This is a genomic window from Billgrantia tianxiuensis (assembly GCF_009834345.1).
GTDB classification, from domain to species: Bacteria; Pseudomonadota; Gammaproteobacteria; order Pseudomonadales; family Halomonadaceae; genus Halomonas; species Halomonas tianxiuensis.
This window is the reverse complement of sequence record NZ_CP035042.1, coordinates 1,525,307-1,540,861: the sequence shown is the minus strand read 5'-3', so window position 1 is coordinate 1,540,861 and position 15,555 is coordinate 1,525,307. Positions and strand designations below refer to the sequence as shown.

11 protein-coding genes and 3 pseudogenes are annotated in these 15,555 nt (G+C 64.4%); 5 read left to right on the top strand and 9 right to left on the bottom strand.

Translation table 11 applies throughout. The features are described from left to right. Positions 1–13 precede the first annotated feature (13 nt). Together EKK97_RS07210 and EKK97_RS07205 are read left to right on the top strand one after the other, a co-directional pair. The gene (locus EKK97_RS07210) at positions 14–649 is read left to right on the top strand and encodes a hypothetical protein (protein ID WP_201297028.1); all 636 of its coding nucleotides are present in this window, start codon (positions 14–16) and stop codon (positions 647–649) included. Positions 650–939: 290 nt separating this feature from the next. Beyond that, positions 940–2,004: a CapA family protein gene (locus tag EKK97_RS07205; RefSeq protein WP_201297027.1), complete on the top strand. Its 1,065-nt coding sequence runs from the start codon at positions 940–942 to the stop codon at positions 2,002–2,004. An 89-nt stretch (positions 2,005–2,093) separates the two neighbouring features. Here the strand turns inward: EKK97_RS07205 and EKK97_RS07200 are convergent. The 9 genes and pseudogenes from EKK97_RS07200 to EKK97_RS07160 form a co-directional block, all read right to left on the bottom strand. After that, positions 2,094–2,866, bottom strand: a pseudogene (locus EKK97_RS07200) (enoyl-CoA hydratase-related protein). A 102-nt stretch (positions 2,867–2,968) separates the two neighbouring features. Further along, on the bottom strand, positions 2,969–3,817 hold the full coding sequence (locus tag EKK97_RS07195) for a 3-hydroxybutyryl-CoA dehydrogenase (protein ID WP_159550705.1): 849 nt from the start codon (positions 3,815–3,817) through the stop codon (positions 2,969–2,971). A 13-nt stretch (positions 3,818–3,830) separates the two neighbouring features. Then, a complete protein-coding gene (locus tag EKK97_RS07190; RefSeq protein WP_159550703.1) occupies positions 3,831–5,462 on the bottom strand; it encodes an acyl-CoA synthetase in 1,632 nt (543 codons plus the stop codon). Positions 5,463–5,548: 86 nt separating this feature from the next. Next, positions 5,549–7,289 (bottom strand): annotated as a pseudogene (locus EKK97_RS07185) (acyl-CoA dehydrogenase). 202 nt (positions 7,290–7,491) lie between these two features. Beyond that, positions 7,492–8,910 (bottom strand): MFS transporter, encoded by a 1,419-nt coding sequence (locus EKK97_RS07180; RefSeq protein ID WP_159550701.1) that lies wholly within the window; start codon positions 8,908–8,910, stop codon positions 7,492–7,494. Between the two features lie 238 nt (positions 8,911–9,148). Continuing rightward, positions 9,149–10,078 carry a carbamate kinase gene (arcC, locus tag EKK97_RS07175; RefSeq protein WP_159550699.1) on the bottom strand — a complete coding sequence of 310 codons (930 nt, stop codon included), beginning with the start codon at positions 10,076–10,078 and terminating at the stop codon, positions 9,149–9,151. A 24-nt stretch (positions 10,079–10,102) separates the two neighbouring features. Then, the gene (arcA, locus tag EKK97_RS07170; protein ID WP_159550697.1) at positions 10,103–11,350 is read right to left on the bottom strand and encodes an arginine deiminase; all 1,248 of its coding nucleotides are present in this window, start codon (positions 11,348–11,350) and stop codon (positions 10,103–10,105) included. Positions 11,351–11,462: 112 nt separating this feature from the next. Beyond that, complete coding sequence (locus EKK97_RS07165) at positions 11,463–12,902, bottom strand: YfcC family protein (RefSeq protein WP_159550695.1); 1,440 nt, start codon at positions 12,900–12,902, stop codon at positions 11,463–11,465. 130 nt (positions 12,903–13,032) lie between these two features. Continuing rightward, entirely contained in the window at positions 13,033–13,677 is a 645-nt protein-coding gene (locus EKK97_RS07160) for a class I SAM-dependent methyltransferase (RefSeq protein ID WP_159550693.1), read from the bottom strand. Between the two features lie 64 nt (positions 13,678–13,741). On the opposite strand from EKK97_RS07160, the pseudogene EKK97_RS07155 reads away from it, so the two are divergent. The 3 genes and pseudogenes from EKK97_RS07155 to EKK97_RS07145 all read left to right on the top strand — a co-directional run bounded on the left by EKK97_RS07155 (position 13,742) and on the right by EKK97_RS07145 (position 15,509). Next, positions 13,742–14,133, top strand: a pseudogene (locus tag EKK97_RS07155) (VOC family protein). A gap of 67 nt (positions 14,134–14,200) precedes the next feature. Then, positions 14,201–14,575 (top strand): DUF4870 family protein, encoded by a 375-nt coding sequence (locus EKK97_RS07150; RefSeq protein ID WP_159550691.1) that lies wholly within the window; start codon positions 14,201–14,203, stop codon positions 14,573–14,575. Between the two features lie 4 nt (positions 14,576–14,579). Then, entirely contained in the window at positions 14,580–15,509 is a 930-nt protein-coding gene (locus EKK97_RS07145; RefSeq protein WP_159550689.1) for a lysophospholipid acyltransferase family protein, read from the top strand. The last annotated feature ends 46 nt before the right edge of the window (positions 15,510–15,555 follow it).

Sequence of the window (15,555 nt, the reverse complement as noted above, 5' to 3'; positions counted from 1 at the left end):
GAGGATCTGATCCATGAAAGCGAGATGGGAGGGAACTCTCCTGGCGAGCATGCTGCTCGGCGGGAGCCTGGTCATGCCGGTTGAGGCCCCGGCCTACACGCCAGGCGAGACAGGCGACACAGCAGTGGAAACAACGGCATTGTTGGAAGCGATACGCACGGCCACCCGACGCTTCGAAAACGTCGAGGTCGCCTTGGCGGAGGGCTACGTGCCGGACCCTACGGGCCGGTGCGTGAGCGCGGCATCGGAAGGACTGCCCGGCGAACTGGGAGGCATGGGTATCCACTACCTGCGCCCCGACCTGCTCGGCCTCTCGGCGAGCGAACCTCGGGTCGACGGTACCGGCACCCATACCGATTTCCTTAACCCCGCCATCCTGCTCTACGAACCCCAGGAGGATGGAACGCTGAAGCTGGCGGGGGTCGAGAACCTGGTATTCCAGAAGGCCTGGCACGCCGCCGGTCACAGCGATCTCCCCACGTTCGCCGGACGCTCGTGGGATGCCATGGCCGACGACCCCGCCACGGCAATCGACGAAGCCCACGGCTTTGAACCGCACTACGACCAGCATGTCTGGTTCAGCGACGATGGCACGCAGCATCTCGAGCCGTTCAACCCCCGGGTGAGTTGCATCCATCATCACAGCTGAAGTAGACCTGCCCTGTGCAACACGGCGGCAGCGAGGCTAACTCGCTGCCGCCGTCATCACTCGCACCGCCTTCCGGCGAGCGATGATCGGGCGGGCGGAACGCGGCACGACGGCGAAGACCAGAATCGGCACCACCCACCCCAGGGACTCCCCGGCGAACAGTCTTGCGCAACGCCCCGCGGCCGGGCGTCACCTCCGCGCTCGGCTAGACTGGCCCTAGGAAGTGAAACGCGAGAATCTTGGCCATGCTCCCTGCTGCTCCTCAGCCATGCTCCGGTGGCGTGACCCTCATGCTGGCAGGCGACGTGATGCTGGGCCGCGGCATCGACCAGGTGTTGCCCCAGTCCTGCCGCCCCGAGCTTTACGAGCCTTGGGTGCGCGATGCACGCAGCTATGTGCGCCTGGCCGAACGCGTCAACGGCCCCATCCCGGCCCCCATCGACTTCTCCTACCCCTGGGGCGCCGCTCTTGCTGAGTTCGCCAGCGCCAGCCTGCGCCTGGTCAACCTCGAGACGGCCATCACCACCAGCGCGACGCCCTGGCCGGATAAGATCATTCACTACCGCATGCACCCTAAGAACGTGACTTGCCTGTCCGCGGCAGGCATCGACCTCTGCGTTCTGGCCAACAATCACGTGCTGGACTGGGGCCGGCCGGGGTTGGTCGATACCCTCGACACGCTGGATGCCGCGGGAATCGCCCATGCCGGTGCCGGCCTCGACGCTGAACGGGCAAACGAGCCCGCTGTCCTGCCTCTATTCGACGGCAGGAGCCTGCTGGTATGGGCGCTGGGGCTGGCTGACAGCGGCATCCCGTTAGCCTGGCAGGCCAGTGCGGGCCAGTCGGGGGTCAACCTGATCGACGATTCCAGCGAGATCACTGCAGGCGACATCGCCGCTCGCAAACGCCACGGTGATATTGTCATCGTCTCGATCCACTGGGGTGGCAACTGGGGGTATACGGTGCCGCAAGCGCATCGCCAGCTGGCACGACGCCTCATCGATGCGGGCGCTGACCTGATCCACGGACACTCTTCGCATCACCCCATCGGATTCGAGCGCTATCGTGATCGGCCGATACTCTACGGCTGCGGGGATCTGATTAACGACTACGAGGGCATCGGCGGTCATGAGGCCTATCGACCTGACATCACCATGCTGGTCGGGTGTCGCTGGGCTCCAGGCCGATCCGCTCCGGAGGCGCTGTGGCTGACGCCACTGCGGCGGCGACGCTTCACGCTCGAGTTCGCTTCACCCAAGGAGGCCGACTGGCTCGTCCGCAAGCTGTTGGACAACGCCCCGGGAGCGTGCCCTTCGCTCGAGCGTGACGCAGATGGACGCCTGCACTGGCGGTGACGCTGCGTCTGGCAGCGCCATGCCCAAACGAACGCACAGCGGCCGTGACGTAGCGCCACGGCCGCTGGGTAGCAGCGAGGGTTGATCGTTCAGAAGTTCGGTTTGCGCTTCTCGACGAAGGCGCTCATGCCCTCCCTCTGCTCCTCGCCGGCGAAGCAGAACGCGAACAGCGCGGTCTCCAGCGCCAGGGCGCTGTCGAGGTCCTGGTCCATGCCGTCATGCACGGCCTGCTTGGCGGCACGTACCGCCAGGGGGCCGTTGCCGGCCAGTTGCTGGGTCAGTTCCTCGGCGTAGGCCTCGAGTTCGGCCTGAGGCATCACACGGTTGACCAGGCCGATGCGCAGGGCCTCCTGGGCATCGATCTTGCGCCCGGTGGTGACCAGGTCGATCGCCATGGCCGGTCCTACTCGACGCGGCAGACGCTGGGTGCCGCCGAAACCGGGGATCACTCCAAGCAGCACTTCGGGCTGGCCGAAGATGGCGTTGTCGCTGGCTACGGCCCAGTCGCAGGCCAGCGCCAGTTCGCAGCCGCCGCCAAGACAAAACCCGTTGACCAGGGCGACCACCGGCACCGGGAGGGTCTCCAGTCGCTTGATGGTGCGCAGGGCCTGGCTGGCGAAGGCGCGCGCTTCTTCCGGGGTCTTCTCGCGCATCTCGGTGATGTCGGCGCCGGCCACGAAGGATTTCTCCCCGCCCCGGTGATCAGCACCGCGCGCAGGTCATTGCGCTGTTCGAGTTCGGTGAGTACCGCTTCCAGCTCGGTGAGCACCGCGCTGTTGAGGGCGTTCAGCGCCTTGGGGCGGTTGATGGTCAGGCGCACGACGCCGGCATTGTCGACCACCTCGATCAGCTTTTCGCTCATGTGGGGCTCCTTGCTTGTTGTCTGGACGATACCGACCAACCCTAGCGAACGCTTGGTTGGTCGGCAATCCTTTCTTGGTCGAGCGCAGTAGTGAATCGTCGCTTACTGGTAGATGTGGAAGCCGCGTCCTGACTTCCGCCCCAGATAGCCGGCCGCGACCATGCGTCGGAGCAGCGGGCAGGGGCGATACTTGGGATCGCCGAAGCCCTCCTGCAGCACCTCCATGATCGCCAGGCAAACGTCCAGGCCGATCAGGTCGGCAAGCTGTAGCGGGCCCATGGGGTGGGCGGCACCGAGTTTCATCGACTGATCGATGTCCTCGGCGCTGGCGGCGCCCTCTTGGAGCAGAAAGGCCGCTTCGTTGATCATCGGGATCAGCAGGCGGTTGACGGCGAATCCGGGTGAGTCGGCGATAGCTACCGGCGTCTTGCCGAGCTGCCGGGTCAGTTCCTCGATGCGGGCCACGGTGGCATCAGAGGTCTGTTCGGCGCGGATCACCTCGACCAGCTTGAGCACCGGCACCGGGTTGAAGAAGTGCATGCCCACGACGCGCTCCGGGCGTTCGCACACCGCGGCGAGCCGGGTCAGCGACAGCGAAGAGGTATTGGAGGCGAGTATCGCATCGTGGCTCAGGCGGCTCAGGTCGCGGAACAGCTTTTCCTTCAACGCCGGCTGCTCGGGAGCGGCCTCGACGATCACTTCACAGCCGCGCAGGGCCTCGAGCGAGGTGGTCAGCTCGAGACGCGCCATGGCCTCGCCCTTCTCCGCTTCGCCGAGCTTCTCCTTGGCGACGAGCTTGCCCAGCCCCTTGTCGATGGCGGCCTGGGCCCGGCCGAGCTGCTCGTCGGCCACGTCGTAGAGCTGCACGGGGAAACCGCCGGTGATCAGGACCTGGGCGATGCCCTGCCCCATGGTGCCGGCACCGACCACGCCGATGGTTCGTTGGCTCATCGTGTCTCTCCCTTCAGTGCTTGCGCGCTTCTTCGCGCAGGACGAATTTCTGGATCTTGCCGGTGGAGGTCTTGGGCAGCTCGGTGAAGATCACCGTCTTGGGCACCTTGAAGCGCGCCAGATGTTGGCGGCAGTGCTCGATGATGTCGGCTTCGGTCACCTCGCCGTAGCCCACCTTGAGCTTGACGAAGGCGCAGGGCGTTTCGCCCCACTTTTCGTCGGGCTTGGCCACCACCGCGGCCTCCTCCACCGCGGGATGCGAATAGATGGCATCCTCCACCTCGATGGTGGAGATGTTCTCGCCGCCGGAGATGATGATGTCCTTGGAACGATCCTTGATCTCGATGTAGCCGTCCGGATGCCATACGGCGAGGTCGCCGGTGTGATACCAGCCGCCCTCCAGCGCCTGCTCGGTAGCGGCCTCGTTCTTCAGATAGCCCTTCATCACGTTGTTGCCGCGCATCAGGATCTCGCCGATGGTCTCCCCATCCTTGGGTACCGGCTCCAGGGTGTTGGGGTCGGCCACGCAGAGTGCCTCGAGCATGTGGTAGCGCACGCCCTGGCGCGCCTTGATCCTGGCCCGCTGCTCCAGCGGCAGTTCGTCCCACGCCTCGCGCCAGGCGCACACGGTCACCGGACCGTAGACTTCGGTGAGACCGTAGACATGGGTCACCTCGATGCCGAGCGTCTCGACTCCGGCGATCACCGAGGCGGGTGGCGCGGCGCCGGCGGTGGTGACCTTCACCGGGTGGTCGAACTCGCGCTTGTGCTCCGCCGGCAGGTTGACCAGGCCGTTGAGCACGATCGGCGCGCCGCTGAAGTGGGTGACCTTTTCATCGGCGATCAGGTCCATGATCCGCTTGGGATCGACCTTGCGCAGGCACACGCTGGTCCCGGCATTGGCGGCGATGGTCCAGGGAAAGCACCAGCCGTTGCAGTGGAACATCGGCAGGGTCCAGAGATAGACCGGGTGATGCGGCATGGCCCACTCGAGGATGTTGCTCACCGCGTTGAGATAGGCGCCGCGATGGTGGTAGACCACCCCCTTGGGCTTGCCGGTGGTGCCCGAGGTGTAGTTGAGCGAGATCGCCTGCCACTCGTCCTCGGGGAGCTGGTAGGCGTAGTCCGGATCGCCCTCGGCCAGCAGGGCCTCGTATTCCAGCTCACCGATATGGCGCGACTCACCCTCGTACAGAGCGTCGTCCACGTCGATCACCAGCGGCTTGATGGCCAGCCGCGAGACGGCATCCTCGATTACCCCGGCGAATTCCGGGTCGACCAGCACCGCCTGGGCTTCGCCGTGCTCGAGCATGTAGGCAATGGCCTCGGCGTCGAGGCGAATGTTGAGCGTGTTGAGCACGCAGCCGGCCAGCGGCACGCCGAAGTGCGCCTCGAACATGGCCGGTACGTTGGGCAGCATCACGGCCACCGTCTCGCCGGGCTTGATGCCGCGCTTCTCGAGCGCCGACGCGAGCCGGCGACAACGCGCCCAGGTCTCGCTCCAGCTACGGCGAATGTCGCCATGCACCACTGCCGGGTAGTCGGGATAGACGGACGCGCTACGCTCGATGAAGGTCAGCGGGGATAGCGGGACGAAGTTGGCCGGCGTCTTGGGCAGGTCCTGTTCGAAGATGCTGTCGTTCATGGTAGGCTCCGGGTGTAGTGTCGTTATTGTGCAGTACTGGACGCGAGAGCACCGATCGGCGAGTCGATCGATCGGTGCCCGCTGCCTCAGGAGGCGGTGACCGGGAAGTCGATCAAGCTCTGCATGCCGGCCTCGATTACGCTACGGTTGGCACGGCCGAGCGGCAGCCACTGGCGCAGGGCAAAGTCGGCGGCGGCCAGCTTGGCCCGATAGAACGGGTCGCTGCTGCCCCCTGCCAGGGCATGACTGGCCTTGAGCGCCGCGCGCCCCATCTGCCAGGCGCACAGTACGTGGCCGGCCAGCGCCAGGAACGGCGTGGCGTAGGCTTGAATGGCCTCCGGGCCGCTATCCGGTTCGCGGCTCGCCTCGAGCACCAAGGCCATGGCGGCACGCAGGTCGGCGGCACCGGCGGCCAGGCTTTCGCCCAATGCGGCAAGCTCGCCGCTGTCACGCAGCTCACCGGCAGTAACCTCGACCTCCTCGATCAGCCCGCTCAGCGCCGCACCGCCATCGCGGGAGAGCTTGCGCCCGGCCAGGTCGAGGGCCTGGATGCCATTGGTGCCCTCGTAGATCGGGGCGATACGGGCGTCGCGCAGCAGTTGGGCGGCGCCGGTCTCTTCGATATAGCCCATGCCGCCATGCACCTGCACGCCCAGCGAAGCGATTTCCACAGCCTGGTCGGTGGAGAACGCCTTGACCACCGGGATCAGCACGTCGACCCGCGCCTGGGCGGCCTCGCGCTCGGCGGCGTCGGCCGCATGGCGCGCCACGTCGAGCTGGGCGGCGCAGGTGAGCGCCAGTGCCCGCAGGGCATCGGTGCGGGCACGCATGGAGAGCAGCATCCGGCGTACGTCGAGGTGTTCGCTGATGGTGGCTTCGGTACCGCGCGCCTTGCCCTGAACGCGATCCAGTGCGTAGGCGAAGGCGTGCTGGCAGGCACGCTCGGCCACGCCGATGCCCTGCACGCCGACCTTGTGGCGCGCCTCGTTCATCATGGTGAACATATGATTGAGGCCGCGCCCCTCCTCGCCTATCAGGTAGCCGATGGCGCCGTCGTTTTCGCCGAAGCTCAGGGTACAGGTGGGCGAGCCGTGGATGCCCAGCTTGTGCTCGATGGAAGCGCAGGTGACGTCGTTGCGCTCGCCAGCGAACCGTCGTCGTTGACCAGGAATTTCGGCACCAGGAACAGCGAGATGCCCTTGTTGCCCTCGGGGCGTCGGGCTTGCGCGCCAGCACCAGGTGGATGATGTTCTCGCTGGCGTCGTGCTCGCCCCAAGTGATGAAGATTTTCTGCCCGAACAGGCGGTAATGATCGTCTTCAGGCACGGCGCGAGTACGCACCTTGGAAAGGTCGGAGCCGGCCTGGGGCTCGGTGAGGTTCATGGTGCCGGTCCAGCTGCCCTCGACCAGCCTGGGCAGATAGGTTGCCTTGAGGGCCTCGCTGCCGTGGTGGGCCAGTGCCTCGATGGCACCGGCGGTGAGCATCGGGCACAGCCCCAGCGCCATGTTGGCGCCATGCAGCATCTCCTGCACGCTGCTCGCCACCACCTCGGGAAGCCCCTGGCCACCCAGTGCCTGGGACACGCCGATGCCGTTCCAGCCGCCTTCCACATAGGCTCGGTAGGCCTCGGCGAAACCATCCGGCAGGGTCACGCCGCCATCTTCATGGCGCACGCAGCCCTGGCGGTCGCCGCTGGCGTTGAGCGGTGCCCACACCTCGCCGGCCAGCTTGGCGGCTTCCTCCAGCACCGCCTCGACCAGGTCGGGGCTGGCCTCGTCGAAGCCAGGTAGCTCGAGCGAGCGATACTCGAGCAGTTCCTCGAGCACGAAGCGAAGGTCACGAACGGAGCGGCAAAGGGAGACATGGCACTACCTCAGGAAAATGATAACAGCGATAGTAGATTCACTACTTTTCGTTAACCATTATCCCTAGGTCGCACCCCTACGGCTATGCCCTGTCGTCTTCCTTCCATAGCAAAACGCCCGGGGCCATCGTGGCACCGGGCGCTTCCGGGTATCGCTCGCGGAGTCAGCGGCGGGTATCGCCGTCCAGCGGCGCCTCCGTTCGCTCGTCTTCGTCCTCCTGAGGGAGATCGTCTTCGTCGTGATAGAAAACGATACGCGGCTCGTCCGGCGGCGGCGGGCCGACCACGGGCTCGGCCACCTCCACTTCGGGCACGAGGTTGGAGAGATCCTCCACGTGCTCGTGCTCGATGGCACCCTGCACCAGTTCCTCGGTCACGGCCAGTTCGGCGCCCACCGAAGACATTGGTGTCGTAGGAGCAAAGGGCGCCACCGGCACCGGTGCTGGACGCACGTTACGCCGCCAGGCAAAGAAGCCAACCAGGAACAACCCCAGCCCGCCAAAGGCCCAGAACAGCCCGGCGTCGCCAATCCAGGCCATGGCCGGCGAGATCAACGGAGGGCTCACCGTCGAGCCGATGGCATTGATCAGCAGCAGGCCCTGACTCATGCGCACCAGGGCACCGGCCGGAGCGCGGTCGGCGGCATGGCTGACCGCCACCGGATAAAGGGCAAAGACACCGCCCCCCAGCAGGAACAGCAGCGCGGCCAGCACCCAGGGGTTGAGTGGCAGCAGCAGCATGCCGGCGGAGATCAGGGTGCAGAAGGCCCCGATCATGATCAGCACGATCTGGCGATCGTGGCGGTCGGACCAGCGCCCGATGGGATACTGCAGCAGCATGGCGCCGAGCACGACCACTGCCATCATCTGACCGACCTGCGCCACCGTAAGACCGATGCGCTGGAGATAGAGCGGCAGCAGCGTATAGACGGCGGCGACTGCCAGACCGGAGCCGAAACTGCCCATCACCCCGGTGGGCGTGAGCGTGATCAGGCGCATTGGCGACAGCGGCTCGGCATGATCGATGAGCGGCGACACACGGGGGATCATCGCCATCGGCAACACCGACAGCGACGCCAACATGCCGATCACCATGAACGGCGCGGCCTCGCCCATGGCATCGGTGACACCGAGCAACAATTGACCGATCACCCCAGCCGCATACAGCGAGATCATGTAGAGCGCGAGCAGCCTGCCGCGTACCTTCTGGTCACCGGAGGTGAGCAGCCAGCTCTCGATGACCAGATAGACCCCCACGGTGGCCCAGCCACCGATCAGGCGCAGGCCGAACCAGGCCCAGGGATCGAAGATCAGCGCCTGCAGCAACACCGTGACCGCGACCAGCGAAGCGAAGCTGCCATAGGCACGGATGTGGCCGATACGCAGCAACAGCCGGTCGTTGAACATCGCCCCCAGTGCCAGGCCGATGAAGTACGCCGAGGAGACCCAGCCAATGACCACCGGCGATTCGCCGGCCGCATCCAGCCGCAGGGTAATCAGCGTGGCCAGGAAGCCGTTGCCGATCCCCAGGATGAAGAGCCCCAGCAGGGGAGCCAGGGCCATGGCCAGCAGTTGCCGCGACATGAGCGTGCCTCTCGACAGCAAATGGAAATAAGGAAAGATGACAGAAAACGTCGTGGAACGCTGCCCACAGACCTTGCACGGCATTGAAGAATAGCCAACGCTCGATCGGGGCGGCGCGAATCATACGACCATCACGCACCAAGTCAATCGCTTTGTTGGAACCAGCAAAGACAACCCGAGTATTATCTCGACGATCGGCTACAACTCGACAAATTCTTCTTTCGAACACCCAGCCCGGCTAGCGATAGGTGACCCCGGCAGCCGCAACGCTGATCCGGGTGCCCCCATGGCCACGTACGATTGCCTCGATGTCGGCCAATGTGCCGATCATCGCCTCGTTGCCGGTACGCCTGGCAAAACCACAAGCAGCTTCGACTTTGGGCCCCATCGAACCGGCAGCGAACTCAATCGCCTCCAAGGCGTCCGGATGTGCATTGGCGATGGCCTTGCGGTTCGGATCGCTCCAATTGACGTATGCCGCGTCGACATCGGTGGCGATGACCAGCAGGTCGGCTTGCAGTTGCTCAGCCAGCAGCGCAGAGCAAAGATCCTTGTCGATCACCGCCTCGACTCCGTGCAGCTTGCGGTTCTCATCGTAGACGGCAGGAATGCCTCCCCCGCCAGCGCAGATGACGATAGTGCCCTTCTCCAGCAGCCACCTTATCGGCCTGAGTTCAAAGATCCGCTTGGGACGTGGGCTCGGCACGACCCGACGGAACCTATCGCCATCCGGCGCGATACTCCACCCTTTTTCCCTAGCCAAGCGTTCGGCTTCGTCCGCCGAGTAGACAGGGCCAATCGGCTTGCTGGGATGCTGAAAGGCAGGATCGTCGGGCTCGACCTCCACTTGCGTCAGCAGGGTGGCGAAAGGTACCTCGGCGGGCAGGCGGTTCCCGAGTTCCTGCTCGATCAGGTAGCCGATCATGCCTTCCGTTTCCGCACCCAACACATCCAGTGGATAGGGAGTGACAGCGGTATAAGCCGCTCCTTGCAATGCCAACAGTCCTACCTGTGGCCCGTTCCCATGGGCGATGACCAGCTCATTGCCCGAGGCCACCTTGGCGATCTGCTCGCAGGCGACACCGATATTGGCGCGCTGGGCATCAGCAGTCATGGGTTCGCCTCGGCGCAGCAGCGCATTGCCCCCAAGGGCAATCACGATACGCATGCCATTGTCCTCCTTGACCTTCGGTTAGTAGTCGATCGGATCACGCACAATAGGGCAGGTCATGCAATGACCGCCGCCGCGCCCACGGCCCAGTTCGCTCGCGTCGATGGTGATCACCTCCACCCCGGCCTTGCGCAGCAGGGTATTGGTGTAGGTATTGCGGTCATAGCCGATCACTACACCGGGTTCGATCGCCACGACGTTGTTGCCGTCGTCCCACTGCTCACGCTCCGACTCGAACCAGTCGCCCCCGGTCTCGACGACACGCAGCGCCTTCAGGCCAAGCGCTTCGGCAACGACGTCCAGGAACGGCAAGGTTTCGCGGCGCAGGTCGATGCCGCCGGGCTTGCTCTCGTCGGGGCGCAAGCTGAATGCCACGATTCCCTGCACGACATCAGGAAATACCGTGGCCAGGTCGCGATCGCAGAAGCTGAATACGGTATCCAGATGCATGGCGGCACGGGATCTTGGCAGCCCGGCGACGATGATTCGCTCCGCGGCCTCGGCTTCGAAGAGAGACTGGGCCAGTTGACCGATGGCTTGTCGCGACGTGCGCTCGCCCATGCCGATCAGGACGATGCCCTTGCCAAGCGGCATCACGTCGCCACCCTCCAGCGTGGCCAGCCCATGATAGCGCTCAGGGTCGCCATACCAGGTTCGGAACTCCGCGTCGGTAAAGGAGGGATGGAAGCGATAGATGGCCGTGGTCAGCAGCGTTTCCTGCCGTCTGGCCTCCCAGTACATAGGGTTCAGCGTGACCCCGCCATAGATCCAGCAAGTCGTATCGCGGGTAAAGACGGTATTTGGTAGAGGCGGTAGGAGGAAGCTCGAGTGCCCCAGGTAATCACGAAACATCTTCAACACTTCCGCCCCTTCCATCTCGGGAAGATCGGCACCCGAGATGCCACCGATGAGATAGGTCGCCAGCTGCCTTGATTCCATTTCATCCAGCCACGCGCGAACTTCGTCCGCGAGCCCGACCCCGACGAGATCGGGTGTAATCTTGCGATCCAGCACCCACTTCCTTGCGTCAGCGCTTTTCAAAATGTCGGTCAGCAGGTTGTGCATCTCCAGCACTTCCACCCCACGCTCACGCATCTTGGTCACGAAATCGAAGTGGTCGCGCTTGGCCTGGCTGACCCACAGCACGTCGTCGAACAATAGCTCGTGGCAATTGCCCGGCGTCAGGCGCTGGTGGGCGAGCCCCGGCGAACAGACCAACACCCTGCGCAATTTGCCGACTTCCGAATGAACGCCTAGCTGGATCGGCATGGGACGTCTCCTTTCGCATGTCTCGCCAACGATTCCGTTAGCGGCTAACTGCCTCGTTACGCCTCGAACTGGCAGGCGGCCGTGCGCGCCTGATTCGATACCTTGCAGTGACTCACCCCAGCATTGCCGCGAGGCTCAGACAGCCGAGGATGACCAGAGTAAGAATCACCAGCAGCGGCCACATGAAGCGCAGCCAGCGTTCATAGGGCACACGCCCTATCGCCAACGCTCCCATGACCACGGCAAAGGTCGGATTGATCAGATTGACCAGGCCATTCGCGGATTGGTAGGCCGTCACGACCAGGTCTCGCCCTACTCCCGCAAAGTCGGCCATCGGCGCCAGCACCGGCATGCTCATTACGGCCAGCCCCGAGGAGGAGGGAACGAAGAACGACATCATGATTTGAAGCCAGTACATGACGTTGATGAAGGCAACGCTGGAGAGGCCGCTCACCCGCTCCTCGGACCAATGCAGAATGGTATCGGTGATGAGACCAGCATCCATGATGACCACGATACCGCGCGCCAGACCGATGATCAGCGCCACGCCCAGTAGCTCCTTGGCACCGCCAACGAAGGATTCCACGAAACGCGCCTCTCCCAGGCGGGCCGTCACGCCGATGACCAGACTGGACGCCAGGAACAGCGCCGTCATCTCGCCCATCCACCAGCCGGCCATCAGCACTCCCCACACCATGATCAGGAAAGTGGCGGCAAACAGGGCGAGCACCAGCTTGCGAGTACGAGTGAAAGGAAGTTCTTCCGCGCTCCGCTGGCTCAGGAAATATTCTCGGTCCGCTTCGCGCTGGTCGCCGACGATGGAAACCTCGGGGTTTCGTTTGACCTTGGCCGCGTAGCGCATCACATAGAGTACGGTGACGACGAAGCACAGCACCAGGATCACAAGCCTGAGGGTCAGGCCGTCGGTGAAGGGTATGCCGGCAGCATCGGAGGCGATGACAGTGGCGAAGGCGTTGACCGTCGAGCCCAGCACCCCGACTCCCGCACCCAACAGTATGATCGCCACTGCCGTCACCGAGTCGTATCCCGCGGCAATGATGATGGGGATCAACAGCATGTAGAAGGCCAGTGTCTCCTCGGCCATTCCATACGTCGTGCCGCCCAGAGCGAAGAGCCCCATTAGCAGCGGAATCATCCACTTTTCGTGGCCTGCCATGCGCCTCATGGCACGCCCGATGCCGGCATCGATGGCACCGGTGGCCGTGACTACGCCAATGAAGCCCCCAATGATCAGAACGAACAGGGCAACGTCGATCGCGTTGGCCTCGTAGCTGCCGGGGTCGTACAGGCCCGCCACGGGCGCCATCAGCACGTCCCAGGCATTCTGTGGGTTGGCCTCGACCTGCTGGTAGCTGCCCACCACGGTGACCTCACGCCCCAGCGACTCGTCGTATGCCCTCTCGTACTGACCTGCCGGCACGACCCAGGTCAGCACCGCCGCCAGGATCGTCAAGCCGAACAGAATGGTAAAGGCAGTCGGAAAACGAAATCGCTTCTCGCTCTTGCTGGCTACCACCTCCGCGTTACCCATGTTCCCTCCCCTGGCATCGCCATGCTGCGTGGGACACGTCCGCCAATCGCAGGAAGGCATCGACGCGCTTGCCTGCCCCTCTGACTCTAGGTCAGTCGCGGCAAGGGAAAATTGATGGACATCAAGAACGTCAGCGAACAGAACGTTTCTGGAACAGCGCAACATCCGCGGCGGGAAACTCGACGCTCATGCCAAGCCGCTTGGCCAGCCACTCGAAGCTCGCTTCGCTGAAGAAACACACATGGGTCGGATCGAGTATGTAGTGCCAGCGGGCGAAGGCCTCCTCGCTGGTCACACGCTTGGTCATCAGGCCCAGCCAACCCCCTTCGGGCAGCAGAGCCGCAAGGCGCTCGAGCTCACGTCCCGGTGCGAACAAATGCTCCACTACTTCGGTGGCGGTAATGAAATCGTAGCGGCGCTCGAGAACGGCGGGGTCCGGCGCGTAGAAAGGATCGTAGATGGCCATGGGGTGGCCCGCCTCCTCGAACATCAGCGACAGCGTCGGCCCAGGACCGGCACCGAAGTCGAGCCCGCGAGCACCCGGTGCCAGCCGACGTTCGAGCGGATCGAACAGGCGTGACAGGAAACGGCGATAACCAGGGTCGTCGGGGAGGTTCTCGTGCTGGTCGTAGACCGCTTTCTCTTGCTCGGGCGACAGGCGCTGCTCCGGCGGTACGAACGCCAGCCGGCAGTTCTCGCAACGGTAGTAGTCGCGTCTCGCATCGCGATGAAAATGGCGCGAACGAGTGCAAGCGCATAGCGGGCAGGTCGGCATCGGCGTATCCTTTTGGGCCTGACGAAACAAAGTGGTGAAACACAACATTACGAGGAGGCCGGCAATGCTGTCAGGTCTGGACCACCTGGTCATCACCGTGACCGACATTTCACGCGCCGTGGATTTCTATTCACGAGTGCTCGGCCTCGAGGTGCGCTATCGGGATCGTGAGCGCGTCGACCTGATACTCGGCGATGTCGCCTTGCGCCTGCACTGGACGGCGACCGACATCGAACCGCGCGCCGCCACCCCCACGCCGGGCAGTCTCGACCTGTGTCTGCGCAGCCTGCTGCCATTGGACGAGGTGCAGCGCCATCTGGAAGCGCTGGATATCGAAGTCGAACTCGGCCCGGTCCCGCGACAGGGGCCAACGGTCCTATCGAATCGATCTACCTGCGCGACCCCGATGGCAACCTGCTGGAGATCAGCCGCCCGCTCAAGGAGGTACTCGAATAGCCGCCTCCCTGGCAATGTCGCCCACGGCCGGTATCATTGACGCAAACCATGACCGACTGGATGACTCATGAACGATAGTCCCGAAAGCCGTAACGTCATCGATTCGGGTAGCACGCCCGACACCACTCTGCCTATCGTCGTCTACGCCCTGTTCCTGGCAGGCATCGTCACTGGCGGCCTGACCATGCTGGTCGGTGTGGTGATCGCCTATGTCTATCGCGGCCAGAATCCGCACTGGTTCGATGAGCACTACCGTTATCAGATCCGCACCTTCTGGCTCGCGGTGCTCTACTTCTCCATTTCCGGCCTGCTGATGCTGATACTGATCGGCTTCGTGACCTGGCTGGTGGTAATCGTCTGGCTGGTGGTGCGCTGCGTCAAGGGCATCAAGCGCCTGCAGGAGCACCGCGAGCCCGAGAATGTTGACGCCTGGCTGATCTGAGCCCATGAGCGAGTCGCAGCCTACCTCCACCACCCTACAGGGTCGCGCCATCGCCGCGCTGTGGCGCACCCTGGCCGGCCGTCGCCCCGCTACGCTCTGGCGTCTGGCCCGCATCGCCGGTCCCATGGTGCACCGCTTGAGTCGTCGCGAGCGCGAGGTCACCGAGATCAATCTGGCCGAGGTCTACCCCGAGCAGGCTGCCGTGGGGCGTCGCCAGCTGGCCCGTGAAAGCCTGACCCACTCCACCGCCACCATGCTCGAGCTGGGCTTTGCCTGGATGGCCGCGCCGCAGCGGGTCGAGGATTCGATTCTCGAGATCCATGGTCGCGAGTTGCTCGACGAAGCCAGGGCCGAAGGGCGCGGCGTCATCGTCTTGGCCCCACACTTCGGCAACTGGGAGGTGCTCAACTTCTGGCTCTCGAGCCACTTCCCCTTCACCGCCATGTACGAGCCCCCCAAGATCGCCGAACTCGACCCGGTGATCCGTCAGGGGCGCGAGCGCATGGGCGCAAGCCTGGTGCCGACCAACCCGCGCGGCGTCGCGGCCCTGCTCAAGGCACTCAAGCGCAGCGAGGCCGTTGGCATCCTGCCGGACCAGGAACCCGACTGGGGTAGCGGTGTATTCGCCCCCTTCTATCATCGCCTGGCCTACACCGCGACCCTGCTGCCCAAGCTGGTGGCGCGCACCGATGCCCGGGTTGTCACCGGCGTGGCCCGGCGCATCCCCGGGCGCGGCTTCGCCATCCACTTCCTCGCCGCCGACGAGCGCGTCTATGCCACCGACGAGGAGCAGTCGGCCACCGGCGTCAACGCCTGCGTGGAAGACGCCATCGCCCTGGACCCGGCCCAGTACCAGTGGGAGTACAAGCGCTACCGCAAGGTCATCGAGGAGCAACAGGGCGTACCGAACCACCGGGAGTTTCGGCTCTACTAAACGCCGCCGCCGTTCATGCGCAGGGGGTGAATGCCTCAAGGACGAG

Coding starts and splice junctions, on each gene's coding strand:
- EKK97_RS07210 (WP_201297028.1), top strand. CDS start 14: ATGAAAGCGAGATGGGAGGGAACTCTCCTGGCGAGCATGCTGCTCGGC.
- EKK97_RS07205 (WP_201297027.1), top strand. CDS start 940: ATGCTGGCAGGCGACGTGATGCTGGGCCGCGGCATCGACCAGGTGTTG.
- EKK97_RS07195 (WP_159550705.1), bottom strand. CDS start 3,817: ATGAGCCAACGAACCATCGGCGTGGTCGGTGCCGGCACCATGGGGCAG.
- EKK97_RS07190 (WP_159550703.1), bottom strand. CDS start 5,462: ATGAACGACAGCATCTTCGAACAGGACCTGCCCAAGACGCCGGCCAAC.
- EKK97_RS07180 (WP_159550701.1), bottom strand. CDS start 8,910: ATGTCGCGGCAACTGCTGGCCATGGCCCTGGCTCCCCTGCTGGGGCTC.
- arcC (WP_159550699.1), bottom strand. CDS start 10,078: ATGCGTATCGTGATTGCCCTTGGGGGCAATGCGCTGCTGCGCCGAGGC.
- arcA (WP_159550697.1), bottom strand. CDS start 11,350: ATGCCGATCCAGCTAGGCGTTCATTCGGAAGTCGGCAAATTGCGCAGG.
- EKK97_RS07165 (WP_159550695.1), bottom strand. CDS start 12,902: ATGGGTAACGCGGAGGTGGTAGCCAGCAAGAGCGAGAAGCGATTTCGT.
- EKK97_RS07160 (WP_159550693.1), bottom strand. CDS start 13,677: ATGCCGACCTGCCCGCTATGCGCTTGCACTCGTTCGCGCCATTTTCAT.
- EKK97_RS07150 (WP_159550691.1), top strand. CDS start 14,201: ATGAACGATAGTCCCGAAAGCCGTAACGTCATCGATTCGGGTAGCACG.
- EKK97_RS07145 (WP_159550689.1), top strand. CDS start 14,580: ATGAGCGAGTCGCAGCCTACCTCCACCACCCTACAGGGTCGCGCCATC.